Annotated in this window: 13 protein-coding genes; 3 read left to right on the forward strand and 10 right to left on the reverse strand. The window is 73.2% G+C overall.

The window, feature by feature from the left end:
- Positions 1 to 139: 139 nt before the first annotated feature.
- Complete coding sequence (locus WMF22_RS26010; protein ID WP_438031529.1) at positions 140 to 1,438, reverse strand: flavin-dependent oxidoreductase; 1,299 nt, start codon at positions 1,436 to 1,438, stop codon at positions 140 to 142.
- A gap of 101 nt (positions 1,439 to 1,539) precedes the next feature.
- On the opposite strand from WMF22_RS26010, the gene WMF22_RS26015 reads away from it, so the two are divergent.
- Positions 1,540 to 3,162, forward strand: coding sequence for a ferritin-like domain-containing protein (locus tag WMF22_RS26015; protein WP_438031530.1), 1,623 nt, complete (start codon positions 1,540 to 1,542; stop codon positions 3,160 to 3,162).
- Here the strand turns inward: WMF22_RS26015 and WMF22_RS26020 are convergent.
- Positions 3,123 to 4,583 carry a hypothetical protein gene (locus WMF22_RS26020; RefSeq protein WP_438031531.1) on the reverse strand — a complete coding sequence of 487 codons (1,461 nt, stop codon included), beginning with the start codon at positions 4,581 to 4,583 and terminating at the stop codon, positions 3,123 to 3,125. The genes WMF22_RS26015 and WMF22_RS26020 overlap by 40 nt on opposite strands.
- Positions 4,584 to 4,588: 5 nt before the next feature.
- Positions 4,589 to 5,374: a hypothetical protein gene (locus tag WMF22_RS26025; RefSeq protein ID WP_437292705.1), complete on the reverse strand. Its 786-nt coding sequence runs from the start codon at positions 5,372 to 5,374 to the stop codon at positions 4,589 to 4,591.
- Between the two features lie 388 nt (positions 5,375 to 5,762).
- Between WMF22_RS26025 and WMF22_RS26030 the strand changes: the two genes are divergently transcribed.
- Positions 5,763 to 6,803, forward strand: coding sequence for a hypothetical protein (locus tag WMF22_RS26030; protein WP_437292706.1), 1,041 nt, complete (start codon positions 5,763 to 5,765; stop codon positions 6,801 to 6,803).
- Positions 6,804 to 6,883: 80 nt separating this feature from the next.
- Here the strand turns inward: WMF22_RS26030 and WMF22_RS26035 are convergent, their stop codons facing one another.
- A complete protein-coding gene (locus WMF22_RS26035; protein ID WP_437292707.1) occupies positions 6,884 to 7,372 on the reverse strand; it encodes an FHA domain-containing protein in 489 nt (162 codons plus the stop codon).
- 399 nt (positions 7,373 to 7,771) lie between these two features.
- On the opposite strand from WMF22_RS26035, the gene WMF22_RS26040 reads away from it, so the two are divergent.
- Positions 7,772 to 8,395: an RNA polymerase sigma factor gene (locus tag WMF22_RS26040; protein WP_437292708.1), complete on the forward strand. Its 624-nt coding sequence runs from the start codon at positions 7,772 to 7,774 to the stop codon at positions 8,393 to 8,395.
- Positions 8,396 to 8,401: 6 nt separating this feature from the next.
- Here WMF22_RS26040 and WMF22_RS26045 read toward each other — a convergent pair whose 3' ends face one another.
- The 6 genes from WMF22_RS26045 to WMF22_RS26070 all read right to left on the reverse strand — a co-directional run bounded on the left by WMF22_RS26045 (position 8,402) and on the right by WMF22_RS26070 (position 15,019).
- The gene (locus WMF22_RS26045; protein WP_437292709.1) at positions 8,402 to 9,637 is read right to left on the reverse strand and encodes an RCC1 domain-containing protein; all 1,236 of its coding nucleotides are present in this window, start codon (positions 9,635 to 9,637) and stop codon (positions 8,402 to 8,404) included.
- 53 nt (positions 9,638 to 9,690) lie between these two features.
- Positions 9,691 to 10,710: a hypothetical protein gene (locus WMF22_RS26050; protein ID WP_438031532.1), complete on the reverse strand. Its 1,020-nt coding sequence runs from the start codon at positions 10,708 to 10,710 to the stop codon at positions 9,691 to 9,693.
- Between the two features lie 20 nt (positions 10,711 to 10,730).
- Positions 10,731 to 11,801, reverse strand: a complete 1,071-nt coding sequence (locus WMF22_RS26055) for a FecR domain-containing protein (protein ID WP_438031533.1) — start codon at positions 11,799 to 11,801, stop codon at positions 10,731 to 10,733.
- Positions 11,802 to 11,908: 107 nt separating this feature from the next.
- Positions 11,909 to 13,201 carry a pectate lyase family protein gene (locus tag WMF22_RS26060; protein ID WP_438031534.1) on the reverse strand — a complete coding sequence of 431 codons (1,293 nt, stop codon included), beginning with the start codon at positions 13,199 to 13,201 and terminating at the stop codon, positions 11,909 to 11,911.
- A gap of 358 nt (positions 13,202 to 13,559) precedes the next feature.
- A complete protein-coding gene (locus tag WMF22_RS26065) occupies positions 13,560 to 14,207 on the reverse strand; it encodes a hypothetical protein (RefSeq protein ID WP_438031535.1) in 648 nt (215 codons plus the stop codon).
- A gap of 104 nt (positions 14,208 to 14,311) precedes the next feature.
- Complete coding sequence (locus WMF22_RS26070) at positions 14,312 to 15,019, reverse strand: SDR family NAD(P)-dependent oxidoreductase (RefSeq protein WP_437292714.1); 708 nt, start codon at positions 15,017 to 15,019, stop codon at positions 14,312 to 14,314.
- Positions 15,020 to 15,067 lie beyond the last annotated feature (48 nt).

Consider the following 15,067-nt stretch of genomic DNA (forward strand, 5'->3'; position numbering starts at 1 on the left):
GCCAAGGACGCCCCTGCCTGATTTCAGATGCTTTTCCTGCAGCGATAGACGTGCACCTTGCGGTCGTGGAATCGCAGCTTGCAGCGCTGCGATCGGAGCGTGGCGGCCTTCGGCCACCGGCTCGCCGGAACCGCGCCGATCAGCTGGAGCCGTTCCGCTCTCCCGGCGCCTCCCGTCCCCCGCCGACGCCCCACGACGGCCGGGCGTTGAGCTCCTCAACGTCGGTTCCAATCATCTCCGTGTAGCTGCGACCCATCGCCTCGAGCTCGGCGCTGCTCAGCACGTCCTCGATCCGGGCGAAGCCCGCCGGCGCTCGCTGCTCCACCATCGAGAGGACCCGGTCGGCGCCCATCGCTCGGTTCGCGAGGACGAGGGAGCTCGTCGGCGGACGGCGCGCAGCTTCATAGGCGGCGAGCGCCTCTTCGGGGGCGCTCGTCTGGGCGAGGTGCCAGGCCAGCACGCGAGCATCGAGGATTGCCTGGGAGGCCCCGTTGGAACCGACAGGGTACATGGGATGTGCAGCGTCGCCGAGCAGGGTGACCCGGCCAGCGCCCCACCACGGCAGCGGATCGCGATCGATCATGGGATACTCGAAGATGACGGGCGCCGCGGCGATGAGCGCCGGAATGTCGAGCCAGGAGAAGCGCCACGCCGCGAAGTGGGGCAGCACGTCCTCCAGGCGTCCTTGCCGGTTCCAGCTCCCCGGCGCGACCGCCGCCCCCTCGTGCAGCCGCACCTCCGCCACCCAGTTGATCGCGGCCCGGCCGCGGAGCTCCGCGCGGCGGGAGATGGGATACGCGACGAACTTGGCGGCCAGGTTGCTGCCGGCCATGATCATGCTGCGCCCCCCCAGGAACGGCTCGCCCTCGGTCACGCCGCGCCACATGTGAATGCCGTTCCACCTGGGCGGCCCCTCCGCCGGGTGGAGCTGCGCGCGAACCACGGAGTGGATGCCGTCGGCCCCGACAAGCACGTCCGCAGGGACCACGTCGCGCTCACCGGTCCGCCGATCCCGCACCGTGACCTGCACCTCGGACGTCGTCTGCTCGAACTTCTCCACCGCCAGCCCGACGCGCACGCTGGAGGCCCCCAGGCGCCGCTGCACCGCCGCGAGCAACATCAACTGGAGCTCACCACGGTGGATCGACACCTGTGGCCAGCGATACCCGGCGGAGATACCCCGCGGATGGCCCCAGATCCGACCGCCGAACCGATCGTGGTGCACGAGCTCGGCGGTCGGGATCCCTGTCGCCACCAGCGCGTCTGCGAGGCCAAGCTCCGTCAGCTCTCGCACGGCGTGAGGGAGGAGGTTGATGCCGACGCCGAGCGGCCTGATCTCTCGCGCGGCCTCCACGACACACGCATCGATGCCGGCCGCGTGCAGGCTCAGGGCCGCCGTCAGCCCGCCGATCCCCCCGCCCGCGATCAACGCCCGCATCACGCGACGCTCGCACGGCGCGCCGGACGCGGCAACGACGCTCGTGGCGCCCGCGACCGCGGCGCCGAACCCGGGTAAGATCCTGGAACGAGGGACATACCATGCGATTGCTCGTCTCGATGGACTCTTGGGGTGCGAGGCTGCTCTCGGTGCTGGCGATCGCGCCTGCGCTGAGCTGCGGTGGAAACGTCACGTCCGCTGAAGGCTCGGGCGGCGGCACAGGTGAAGGCGCCTCCAGCAGCACAGGTGAAGGCGCCTCCAGCAGCACAGGTGAAGGCACCTCCAGCAGCACAGGTGAAGGCACCTCCAGCAGCACAGGCCAAGGCGCCTCCAGCAGCACAGGAGGCCTGCCACCGGAAGGGTTTCCGTTCGCTTGCGACGATCCGGAGCCCATCATCGTCGCGGACCAGAACACCGGGTACGTGCGCTGCGCCGACGGCTGGATCCACCGCGCGGAGGTCGTCACCTGTCCCAGCCCGCTCCCGCGTGCCAAGGCCTGCGCGGACCCGAGCGGCGCGACGGGGAACTGCACCTCCGACGCCGACTGCACCGAGCAGCCACACGGCTACTGCGACGTCATGACCGGAGGCGAGGTGGCTCCAGGGTGCTTCTGCCAGTACGGGTGCACGACCGACGCCGACTGCGGCGAGGGACAGATCTGCCTGTGCGGCGATCCGGTCGGGCGGTGCGTGCCCTCGCGGTGCACCAGCGACCAGGACTGCGGAAGGCTGCTCTGCTCCAGCTACGTCCTGCACCCCGGATGCGGCGGGACCGCCTTCGCGTGCCAGACGCCCGCCGACGAGTGCGCCAGCGACCAGGACTGCTCAGGGGACGAGCAATGCTCGCTCGAGGCCCTGCGGCACACCTGCACGGCGGAGATCTGCGCGATCGGCCGGCCGTTCCTCGTGGAAGGCGTCGTGCGCACCGCGCAGCCCGCCGCGCGCGACGACTGGCGGACCGCCGCTCCGGACGCGCCGCCTCGCCTGGAAGAGCTGTCCATCGAGCAACGGGCGGCCCTCGCCGAGCACTGGACCCGCGCCGCCCTCCTCGAGCACGCGTCGATCGCCGCGTTCGCGCGCTTCGCGCTGCAGCTCCTGTCGCTCGGCGCGCCGCCGGCGCTCGTCGGTGCCGCGCAGGCGGCCATGGGCGACGAGGCCGACCACGCGCGCACGTGCTTCGAGCTGGCCAGCGCGTTCGCCGGCCGCGGCGTCGGCCCAGGGCCGCTCGCCATCGACGGCGCCCTCGGCGGCGAAGGCGCCCGCGAGATCCTCGTGACGACCCTCCGCGAGGGGTGCATCGGCGAGACCATCGCCGCGATCGAAGCGGCCGAGGCCGCCCTCCACGCGACCGATCCCTCGGTGCGGCGCGCGCTCGAGAAGATCGCCGAGGACGAGACGCGGCACGCCGAGCTCGCCTTCCGGTTCGCGGCCTGGGCCCTCGACCGCGATCCTTCCCTCGCGAGCGCCATCATCGACGAGCTCGCCGCGGCCTCCGCGGAGCTCCCCGCCCCGAGCGAGGCCAGCCACCGCGGCCCGCTGCTCGGCTTCGGCGTGCTCTCCCCGCAGCACCGGCGCGCGATCCGGGAGCGCGCGCTCGCTCAGGTCATCGCGCCCTGCGCGCGGGCGCTGCTCTCGCGCGGCGGCGGCGGCATCGAGCGCAGCCGCCCGCGCCCGGCGGACGGCCGTCAGCGCGAGGAGACCGACAGCTTGGCGACGAACAGCTGACCGTCCTCGGCCTCGACAGGGCAGTTCAGGAGCGCGAAGTCGGCGCCGGACGCGCCTGCGAGGAACACGTCCGTCCCGGAGACGGCGAGCGCCAGGATCCGCTGGAGCGCAGGGCCGCCGAGCGCGTCCAGCCACTCGACCTCGCCGTCCGTGGCCCGGAGCCGCGCGAGGAAGGCGTTCCCCTCGCCGGCCTCCCCGCCGATCTCGACGTCATCGACCTTCATCTGCTGATCGAAATGCCCGGCCACGACGATCTTTCCGAGCTCGTCGACGCCGACGACCTGCGCCGATTGCGCCCCGCTGCCCCCGAGCTGCTTGGCCCACGTGGCGGCGCCGCTCCGGTCGAGGTGCGCGGCGAAGCCGTCCTCTCCTGTGGAGGCGATCTCTCCGGCGAGATCGATCTGCCCCTCGAACGAGCCGGTCAAGACGACGCCCGCCTCGTGCATCGCCACGGCGCTGGTGCGCTGATCGCCGCGGAGAGCGGCGTAGTGTCGATACCAGACGTCCGCCCCCTCGGCGCTCCATCCATCGCAGATCCACGACGCCGGAAACGACGCCAGGAGCGCGTCGATCCCGTCCGAGGCCGCGCCGCCGGGCGGCAGCGCGCTCTCGAAGCCGGGGAAGCCCACGCTCACGCGGCCCTCGAAATCGGCGATCACGAAGGCATCGCCGGAGGCCACGCGGAGATCGCGAGGCCAGAAACGCGCTCCCTCACGGCCCGCAAAGACGCCGCTGCACGGGTTCAGGAGGGTCTGCGCATCGTAGCTGGAGAACCCGATGTCCAGCCCGCCCTGGAGCGACGTCAGGACGAAGACGCGGTCGCCCTCCGCCGCGACCGCCTTCGCCTCGTCAAGACCGCTGGACCCGTGCGTCACGCACGCCGCTACCCCGTCGGGATCGCTCTTGTCGAGCCGCGCCACGAACGCGTCGCCGGCGCCCTCGGGCAGCCCGCAGTCCGCGCCGAACGACAGGCTGCCCGTGAAGTCGCCCGCCACGTAGACGCTGCCGCCGTCCAGCGCGATCGCGGTCGCCTGGTGGACGTGGGTCGCTGTGTCGTTCTCCGCGTTCCCGAAGCGCTCGCTCCACACGTGGTTCCCGTCCCGCGCGAGGTGCGCCACGAAGACGTCCTTGCCGGCGCCGCCCGCCGTGAGCGGGGCGCCGCCGGCAACGGTGAGGTCCCCCTTGAAGCCGCCCGCCAGCCACAGCGTGCCGTCCTCGTCGGCCGCGATCCCGCCGAGCGTTGTCTCGGCGCCACCGAAAGACATCGCCCACTGGCACGTATAGCCGGGCTCGCTGAACGAGCCGCCCCCGACGCCTTGCTCGTCGATGAGCTGAATGCCCACGATCTCCGCGCAGCCCGCGCTGCTCGCCGCGACGAGAGAGCTCGCCAGCCACAGCCGAGCGCGCCTTTCGAGCCTCATCGTCATCAGAACGCCCCGACGACGGAGCCACCGACGACGCCCGGAGCGAGCTGGACGCGGGCGGCCGCGCGCGGCCCGTCCGAGGGCAGCGTCAGCCAGAGGACGGCCGTGCCGGCGAGCGCCACGCTCGCGGCGATGAAGGAGAAATCGGACACTGTCGCATACGACATCGCCTTGCTGGCCAGATCGGGCACCGGCTGCGCGCAGTCCCGGTAACGCCTCGGGTTCGCGCACGCCGTCTTCGCCGCGTCGTCGACCTTGTCCCACGTGGAGATAGCCAGGCCACCGAAGGTGCTTCCGAGCGCGATGCCCGCCAGCGTGAGCCCGCCCGTCACCCACATCAGGTTCCGGTGGATCGGATCCGGCCTTGCGTCGTAAGGCGTCGGCCTGCGCGGCTCGATGTCGCCGGTGGAAGGCGCGGGATCCTGCGCTGCCGCGCTGGGCGCGAGCGCCCTCACGGGGACCTCGACGGCCTCTCCCGGCCGCGTCACCTCGACGTCGCGCGCGAGGGCGTACCTCGCGGGCGCAGCCGCGATGACCTTGCGCTTCCCCGGCTCGACAGGGCGGGCCGCGCTGGCCCCTTTCGCGGCCACGCCGTCGCGCGTCACCGGGAGCGCCTTCACGTCCTCGGACACCTCTGCGGCGGTCTGCTCGGCCCGTGCCACGCCCGCCTGCGCGCAGGCGGCCAGCGTCACGAGGAGCCCGAGCGCGGGCTGACCGAGCCCCCTTCGCCCCGCGCGCCCCACACCCTTTGCGGAGCGCCGGGAGCCTCTGCTGATCGCTTCAGGCATCGAGTCCCCTGGAAGGTCGGCGAGCGACACCTGCTTCAGGTCCCCGCGCTGGACCACGATGACCGATAACAGGGCACCGCGACGAGCGCCAGACGAAAGACCCCCGCGCCAGCCGCCACGCCGCGTCCCTTGCGTGCCTCTTGCGCGTCCCTTGCGTGCCCCTTGCACGTCCCTTGCGTGCCCGTTGCGCCCGTTGCGCCCGTTGCGCCGTGTTCGCGCTTCGACGCACGCGGCCTTTGCGCTAGCGTTCCGCTCTCGGTTCCTCGCGGTTCCTCGCGGTTCCTCTGGTTCCTCGCGGTTCCTCTCTGTTCCTCTCGGTTCCGGTCTCGCCCTCGCTCCCAGGTCGTCGAGCGTGCCGGCTGGAGCGCCCTCGCGAACAGGTGCCCTGATGTCCTCCGTGCCAGCCCCCAAGAAGAAGCGGTCCAAGAAGAGCGCGCGCTCGCTGCCTCGCAGGGACGAGGAGTGGATCGGCGGCTTCTTCTCCCTGCGCGCGTTCGTGCACGAGGGCGACGACGCGTACCGCCCCGAGGCGGTCGTCTGGATGACCGAGCGCGGCTTCGTCCTGAGTTGCGCCGCGCTGCGCCCCGGCGACGTCGTGACGGGCGCGGTCGACAGCTTCGAGGCCGCCGCCAGAGGTCCCCTGGAGGGCAAGCCGCGGCTGCCCGAGCGCGTGCGCGTGGCCTCGCCGGCGCTCGCGGAGGCCCTGCGGGCGCGGCTCGGCCCGGAGGTCGAGGTCCGCGTCGCGCCCACGCCGGAGATCGACGTCGTGGCCGAGGACCTGGAGGCGCACCTCGGCGCGCGGGACGGCCGCCTGACGCCGAGCTTCCTCGGGGGCGGCATCGAGGCGCCGGCGATGGCCTCGTTCTTCCGCGCGGCGGCCGCGCTCTACCGCGTGACGCCCTGGAAGGCGGTGCCCAGCGACGCCGACATCATGGCGCTGTCGATCCCGTCGCTCGGCGCGCGCGATCTCGCGCTGTGCGTCGTCGGGCAGGCTGGCCAGAGCCACGGCGTCCTCCTGTTCGAGAGCGCGCGCGGGTTCGCGCTCTACCTGGCCGAGACCGCCAAGCTCCCGGACGCGCCGCCCGCGTCGCTGCCGGCGAGCTTCTTCTCGCTGAGCTTCGATCGCGCGAGCGACCTGCACCCCGCGCTGCGCGCCGAGGTCGCCGAGCAGCGCTGGGAGCTGGCCGACCCGGACGCCTACCCCACGCTCGCGATGGTCGACGAGGACCTCATCGGCCGCAAGCCGACGCCGAAGGAGCTCACCGCCTCCGAGGCGCTCGCGCTCGGCCTGGTCGAGCTGATGAAGCGGCGCAAGGAGGTCACGAGGGCGTTCCGCGGCGGCGACCCGGTGGAGGCGAGCTACGTCGTGGAGACGCACGCGGGCCCGGTGGAGGTGCTCTTCCGCGCGCCCCACCCGGAGCGGAGCTGATCCCGGCGCCGGCGCCGGCGATCATCAGTCAGGGCTCGGGCGATCCGACGGGCGAGCGCAGCAGCGGGGAAGCCCCGCCCTCAGCGAGCGACGAGCCGGTAGAGATCGGCGTTCACGATGAACTCGCAGAGGACGTTGCCGAGCTGGAGCATGTCGCCGCTGCGGAGAGGCACGCCGTCCCCGGACGGCGCCAGGAGCCGGTCGTTCAGGAAGGTCCCGTTGGTGCTCTTTCTCGCGTGGAGCATCGGGGTGTCCGCGACCAGCACCGAGATGTGGGCGTGGACCTTGGACACGGACGCGTCGCGGAGCACGACATCGCTGTTCAGCGCCCGCCCGATGAGGATGCGATCCTGCCAGGGGCTCTCGGGGCGCTTCGCCACCGGCAGGAGCTCGCAGCCGTGCGACGTGGCGATCATCCCCGACGAGATCCGGTGACGGGACGAGATCGGCTGGCCGCTCATGCCAGGCGAGGTCCCGGCGACGAGGGTCTTGAACGACGGGGGAGGTTGGTCATCGGGGCCGAGCTCCCGGAGCAGCCAGGCGTGCGGGTACTTCCGATCGAACGCCATCCGTGAAATCGCCCGGCTCTGAGCACAAAGCGCCGCGAAGGTCAACATGACGAGATCTTCCCCCAGGTTCCGGGCCGTTCGAGAGAGCCGAGCTCCCCGAGCGGCGCATCGCCCAATTCGGCGGGGCCCGATAGGCCCTTATACATCAGGAGACGACGGAATCACCGGACGCCACGAGACACCTTCGAGACGACCCCCGGCGCTGAACGGACTACATCGTCGGCGCTCGCCACACTCGGCTCCCGCGCGGGCAGCTCCGCCGTGCGACGCGCCGCTTCTCCCGTGCCGACGGGACCTCCCGGAAGCTCTCCGGATCGGGAAGCGTCAGGCGGCGCACCTCGCCCCTCCCCTGAGCTCACAGTTCGTCCGGCGACGATCCCCTATTGTATATCGTCCGTCGTGAGCCAGAGTCCGCCCAGCGCACGCGGGAGCGCGACGACGCCAGGCGCGCCGCCCGCGGCCAAGGCGGGCCCCTCCGACGCGGAGCTCGTCCTGGCCGCGCGCGCGGGGGAGCGCTGGGCGCAGGAGGCGCTCTTCCTGCGGCACGTGCCGTACGTCTCGGGGATCCTCTGGCGCCTGATCCCGAACCGCGCGGACCTCGACGACGTGGTGCAGGACGTGTTCTTCACGGCGTTCGTCTCCCTCCACAAGCTCGAGAACCCCCAGGCCTTCGCCTCGTGGATCGCCTCGATGGCGGTGCGGCTCACGCACAAGCAGCTGCGGCGCCAGCGCATCGCCGAGCGGCTCGGGCTCGCGCGCCGCGGGGAGGTGTCGTTCGACGACGTCGTCGGCGCGGACTGCCCGCAGGACGTCGCCGTCGAGGTGCGGCAGCTCTACGCGCAGGTCGAGGCGCTCCCGGTCGCCGAGCGGGTCGCCCTCCTGCTCCGGCGCGTCGAGGGCATGTCGCTGGAAGAGGTCGCCGAGGCGACGGGCGCGTCGCTCGCGACCGTCAAGCGGCGCATCGCGGCCGCCGAGGAGCGCCTCTCGGCGCAGGCCGGGCGCCCGCGCAAGCCGGGCGCGTGACGGCGCTCACGGCGCGCCCGCGACCGGCGTGAAGACGAGGCGCCGATCGAGGTCTCCGGCGCCGAGCTGGCCGCGATCGTTGAGCCCGGCGCACAGGACCGCGCCGTCGCGCTTCCGCGCGCACGTGTGGTGCCGCCCGGCCGCGACCGACGCCCAGTCGGAGGCGTCGCCGACGCGCACCGGCGTCGTGTGATCGCTCATGTCGCCCAGGCCGAGCTGGCCCTCCAGGTTGTAGCCCCAGCAGTAGAGCTCGCCGTTCGCGCGCACGCCGCACGTGTGGAAGGTGTCGATCGAGAAGCTCACCCAGTCGTCGAGCGCGCCGACGCGCGCCGGCGCCCGGAGGATCTCCTCGTGCCCGACGCCCGCCTCGCCGAACGAGTTCTCGCCCCAGCAGTACAGCGCGCCCTCGTGGCCTCCGCGTCCTGCGTCGCGCAGCCCGCAGGCCCCGTTCTGGCCGGTGCGGACGTCGATCCAGTCCGCGGCGTCGCCGACGCGGCGCGGATCGCGCAGCTGTATCTCGGCGTCGTCGCCGAGGCCGAGCTCACCCCTGGAGTTGCGCCCCCAGCAGTAGAGGTGGCCCGGCGCGCGGATACCGCAGCTGTGGCCCTGGCCGCCGTCGACGAGCGTCCAGTCGTTCGCCGACCCGACGCGCGTGGGCTGGTCGCGGTCGACGCCATCCTCGGGGAAGGGATCGTCGAGGCCGAGCTGGCCCTCCTCGTTGTCGCCCCAGCACCAGAGCGCCGCATCGACGTCCACCCCGCACGTGTGCAGGTACGTGCTCCCGATCTGCGCCATCCGCGCCGCGCTGCTGACCAACGCCGGCGTGACCTGGGAGGCAGCGGACCCGATCCCGAGCTGCCCCTCGCCGTTCGCGCCCCAGCACCACAGGCTGCCGTCGAGCCGCCTCGCGCAGCTGTGGAGCTCGCCGATGGCGCTCTCGGCCCAGCCGTCGCCCTCGACCGCGGCCGGGGTGGTCCGGTCCTCCGTGTCCCCGACGCCGAGCTGCCCCGCGTCGTTGGCCCCCCAGCAGGAGAGCCGCCCGCCCTGGATGACGCACGTGTGGTACGGGCCCGCGACGAGGCCGTCGACGCGCAGGACGGTGTCCTCGGCAGCGCCGCCCGCGCCGGCGCCCGCTGCACCGGCGCCGCCCGCACCCGCTGTTCCAGCGGCGCCGGCGCCGCCCGCGCCGGCGCCGCCCGGCCCCGCCTCGAGGACGACGCCGCTCTGGGTGCACGCCCCCACGGCGACGGCGACGGCGATCGCGCGCCACGCCCGCGGCCGCGTCGAGCGCCGAGTCAGAACACCACCCCAGCGCCCAGCGCGGCGAGCACGCCTGGGCCGCCCGTGCTCGTGACGACCGCGTCGCCCGCGAGCGCCTCCACCCTCATGAAGGGCGCGAGCGCGCCGACGCTCGCGCCGAAGCGCACGGGCCGCACCTCGACGTCCGCGGTCACGCCGAGCGCGCCGAACGCGCTCGGCCCCCCGAAGCGCGACGCCGACGCGCCCTCCTCGGCGCGCCCCTCGAACAGCACGTAGCCAACCTCGACGGCCGCCTCGAAGCCGAGCCGTGCGCGCCCCGTCCGCGCGACGTACGCCGACAGCGAGGCGCCGCCGCCCGCGGCGTGCCCGAGCACCGTCCCGAGCGCGGCGGACGCGGGCAGCGCCTCGCGCGCGTACACGAACACCGAGCCAGCGAGCCAGGGCAGCACGTCCCGGCGGAGGAAGAGCGCGCCCCCGAGCTGCACCTGGCCGCCGCCGTACGCGTCCACCGTCGCGCGCACGCCGATCTCGTTCGCGCGCCGATCCGCTCCGCCGCCCGCGCCCGGCGCCTCGCGGACCCCGCCCGCGGGCGCCGGCGCCGCCGTCGGCGCCGGCGCGGCGCTCGCCATCGCGGCCCGCCGCCTCAGCGTGGGCTCGACCCAGCTCGCCCGGAGGAGCTCGTCGGCGGCGATCGCGAGCGCGAGCGCGCGGCCGTCGTCCTTCAGCCCGGCCACGTCCACCGTGCGCTCGAGGCGCTTCTGGGTCACGGCATCGTCGATGTGGACCGCGGCGACGCCTTCCGGCGAGATGCGGATGGTCACGCGCGCGATCGCCCGCTCGCGCCCCGCGCCGCGCGCGTCGGGCGAGGCGCCCGCCTCGAGCCGCGCGCAGAGGTCGGTGCGGGCGAGCTCGGCGGCCAGGTCCACGAAGATCGCGCGCTCGAGCTCCGGCGTCGCTCCCTCGACGAGCACGGCGATCGGCGGCGCATCGCCGCCGCAGGCGTCTCCCTCGGCGCGCGCGACCCCGGCGGAGGCGGCGAGGAGGGCCGGAAGCACGAGCCCGCGCCCCGCCGCCATCACCGCGGCGCGCAGGCGGCCTTCACGGCGGCGACGTGGACGCCGCTCGGGTAGGTCGTGAGGTAGCGACGTCGGGCCTCTTCGCACGCGGCTCGTTTCCCCTGGCCATCGTAGAGCCGGACGAGGCGGGCGAGCGCATCTTCGTGGACCGACGAGCCTGCCGCCGACGAGGCGGCGGTCTTGAGCGCGTCCTCGGCGTTCGTGCCCTGGCCTCGCTCCATCTCGATGCGGCCGAGCTCGAGCGCCGCGATCTGCGCGCGCGCGTCGCCGGGGTGCCTCGCAACGAGCTGCCGGTACAGCGTCGCGGCGCGCGCGAGATCCCCTGCCCGCCGCGCCTGGTTGGCCGCCTCGAAGAGCCTCTGCGCGGCGTCGGCGCTCGGCGCGGAGGGCGCGGCCGCTGCGCTCCCCTGCGCTGGCGCGGCAGGGACGCCCGTGGCGAGCGGCTGGGCGGGCGGGGGCTGGGCGGGCACCGCGCCCGCGGGCGGCTCCGCCTTCGCGGGCTCGGGCCTCGTCGACCACGACTCGCCCGCGTGCAGCCGCTTCACGTCGTCGGGCCGCGCGGGGTGACGGACCTCGACGATCCCCTTCGTCACCGAGACGGTGACCTCCTCCGTCGCCCCGTCGACGGCCACGCGGAACTCGGTGCCGACGACGCGGACCTCCACGCCGCGCGCCACGACGGTGAACGACCGCGCGGCGTCGGGGACGACCTCGAAGCGGGCCGCGCCCGAGCGCAGCGCGGTCGCGACGTGGCGCGGCTCGTCGCGCTGCACCTCGAGCTCCGCGCCCTGGTCGAGCGAGATCGTCGAGCCGTCCGCCAGGGACAGCACCGAGCCCACCGCCGCGACAGCGGCCGGCGGCGCGCTGGACGAGCCGCCGCGCGCCCCCACCCACAGCGCGGCCGCCCCCAGGGCGAGCGCTCCGGCGAGCGAGCCGGCCCAGAGCCACCGGCGGCCGTGGCGAGCGCCCCGGGCCTCGATCCGCTCCTCGATGCGCTGCCACTGGCGCGCCACGCTCCCCTGGGTGAGGGGCGGTCGCACCCAGGCGCGGAGGGGCGGCTCGGGGTTCATGCTCCCTATGTACCCCGACGGGCCGGGAATGGCTCAGTCGGTGGACGCGCGCTCGGCCGCGCTCCCGCCTGGAGCCGCCGGGACGAGGGGCGCGGCGGCGGCGGCGCTCAGGGCAGGTTCGCCAGCGGGTCCGTCTTGCCGACGCCCGCGTGCTGAAGGACGAGCGCCTTGACGGCGGCCGCGCGGTCGAGCGGGTACTCGTACGGCGCGGTCCAGGAGCAGTCTTCACCCGACGCCTGCGTCCCGGTGGTCTGCTCGAACACGTTGTCGATGCGGTGTGTACCGCCGGCCGGGCTGTCCAGGGTGGTGATGGGGTTCTTCACCTTGTAGAAGTGATTGCCCTCCACCCTCAGGCAGGCGCCGACCCGTGAGTTCACCCCCGACGTGGGGACGTCCTCGAAGTAGTTGTTGAAGACGTGCCCGTTGCCGCCGCGGTAGCTCGGGATGCGGGAGTTCACGTTGCGGAAGCGGTTGTGATGGAAGGTGATGCGGCGGTCGCTGTTGTCCTTGTCCGACGAGCCGACCAGCATGCCCTTCCAGTGGTCGTGCAGGTAGCTCCACGAGATCGTGATGTTCGAGGACTCGTGGGTCGCGTCGATGAGGCCATCGTACTTGTCCTTGTCGGAGTTCACGGCGGGGGACTCGGCCCAGAGCTCGCAGTGGTCGATCCAGACGTTGTGGCTCTCGTCCATGTGGATGCCGTCGCCGTTGCCGCTGCTGGCCAGCACGTGGTGAATCTTCAGGTTGCGGACGATGATGTTGGAGGCCCTCCTCAGATTGAGCCCGATCCCCTCCAGCTCTCCGCTCGACCCGACCCCCACGATCGTCTTGTCGGAGGTGACGTCCACGTCGTCGCCGCTACCGCTGATCTTGCCGGTGATCTGGATGATCAGGGCGCCGTCCCTCGCGGCCTCCCTCCTCAGGGCGTCGAGCGAGCTCACGGAGACGACCTGTCCGCCCTTGCCGCCGGTGGTGCCGTCGCCGGTCGTGGCATAGCCGTAGATCCTGAAGTCGACCGCGCCGGGGTCGCCGCCGCCGGCGCCGCTGCCCGAGCCGCCCGCGCCGCTGCCGGAGCCGCCGGTGCCTTCGTCCGAGCCGCCCGCGCCGCTGCTGGAGCCGCCGGTGCCTTCGTCCGAGCCGCCCTCACCGCTGCCGGAGCCGCCCTCGCCGCTGCCGGAGCCCCCGGTCCCGCCGCTGGAGCTGCCAGCGCCGCTGCCCGCGCCGGTCCCACCGGTCCCGGCGGCGCCGACGCTCGCCGTGGAGCCTGCGCTCCCGCTGCTCGTCGGCTGCCCCGCGTCGTCTTCCGGCTCTGACGTCTCCGAGCCGCACCCGACCACCGAAACGCCGAGGATGCCGAGCGCGAGCAGCGCAGCCCAAGCGACTCGAGATTCGCACTTCATGAGCAAGTCACCTTTCCGTGATGAGCCAAGGCCAAGCAGCTCGCGCGACGCGGGCGGAGACGCCGGACAGCACACAAGCCGTTCGCTCGAGCTTCACAGCAACACACATGCCATCAGTTCAGAACGAACCAGCCCTGTCAGGATCACACGGCTTCACCGCATTTCCCGCACGGATCTCTGCCGCGCCGCAGCTCTCCTCCGGCGCTCCCGGGCAGGCGCCGCGACCGAGGCTGTCAACCACCGGTTGACACGGTGGACACGTGCAACACCGCGTCATCAGCCCTGGCGCTGTACGATGCCCGCGATATCGAGCGCCGCGGCGTGGTCCCGTGCTCGGCTCCGCGGCGCCTCCCGGGGATCAGGGGCCGATTCGAACGAGCTCGACCCAGTCGAGCCTCGCCGCGTCCTCGCGGCACCCGAACGAGACGATGTGCATGCCTGGATCGAGCGCGAACTTGAGCAGCAGCCCTGTCGCGTCCTTCGAGTCGTGAACGTAATCCTCGTGGAACTCGGTCCCGTTGAAGTCGTACCTGGTCCCGAGCTCCGGCTCATGGTCCACGCGGACCAGGAACGAGTTGTCCGTGCTCTCGTCGGGCCCCGTGGCGACCCTGGCCCTGATCTGGAACGTGCCGGCCTCGCCGATGTCGAACGAGCAGTCGACCCGGTCGCTCTCGCAATTCGCCTCCTCGGGGACCGCCACGTACGTCCCGCCGCTCGCCAGCGGGTCGTCCACTCGCTCGAAGCGGCCGGAGAGCTCGCAGTCCTCGGCCTCGATCCTGATCCTGAACGAGCTGCTCCCGCCTCCCGCGGCCGCCGGCGAGGCGTCCCACGCGGCGGACAACCCCTCCAGCGAGCACGCGCAGGCCAGCACCGGCAAGAGCGCCGCCCAGCGCCCCCATCGCGCCGCACGCGCGACGGCCGCCGTCGCGCGCGCCGTGGGAGCCTCCCCCGCGCCGCAGCCCGCGCGAGGTGTCGTGTCCGCCCCAGGTCCCGAGCTCTCGTTCATCTCCCACGACGCTAGCAAGACGCGCACCGGCGACGCGGCACAACTTGTCGAGCCGGCGCGATTCACGCGGGGCGCGCGGACGTCAGAAGCACGCCCCGCGCGTGTCAGCGCGCCGCGGGACGCGCGTAGTCCTGCGCGCGGAAGAGCACCCCGTGGACCTCGCCGTCGACCAGCGCCGGGACGAGCGCCCCGGGCAGCACCGACTCGACGTCGTTCGGCGCCTTCGGCCCGCCGAGATCGGTCCGCAGCCACCCCGGATCGAGGAGGTTCATCAGCACGCCCGTGCCGCGGAGCGAGGGCGCCATGTCGCGCACGAACTTGTCGAGCGCGGCCTTCGACGCCGCGTAGGCCATCAGCTCGGGCTGATCCTGGATCCCGGAGGTCACCTGCACGATTCGCCCGAAGCGCCGCTCCAGCATCGTCGGCAGCAGCCGGTACGTGATCCGTATCGGGCTGATGACGTTCACCTCGAAGCTGAGCCGGTAATCGTCCGCCGGCGTCTGCAGGTGCGAAGCGCGGAACGGCGTCATGATGGCGGCGTTGTTGAACAGGAGGTCGATCCCGCCCGACGCCGCGATGGCGTCGTCCAGCATGCGGTCGACCGCCGCCTGATCCGACAGCTCGCCCGAGACGGCGCTCACCCGGATCCCCTTGCCGGCGAGCTCCCCTTCGAGCTCGCGCGTGTGCGCCGCGTCGCGGCTGTGCAGGACGACGTTGCAGCCGAGGTCCGCGAGGCCGCGCGCGATCCGCTTTCCGATACCCCGGCTCGCGCCGGTGACCAGCGCCCACTTTCCACGAATTTCAAGCGTCATGGCGGCCTCTTATGGCAGAGGCCGTCCGGCCTGGCAGCTCGAAAAGCG

It is taken from the genome of Sorangium sp. So ce204 (genome assembly GCF_051526795.1).
In the GTDB taxonomy this organism is placed as follows: domain Bacteria; phylum Myxococcota_A; class Polyangia; order Polyangiales; family Polyangiaceae; genus Sorangium; species Sorangium cellulosum_B.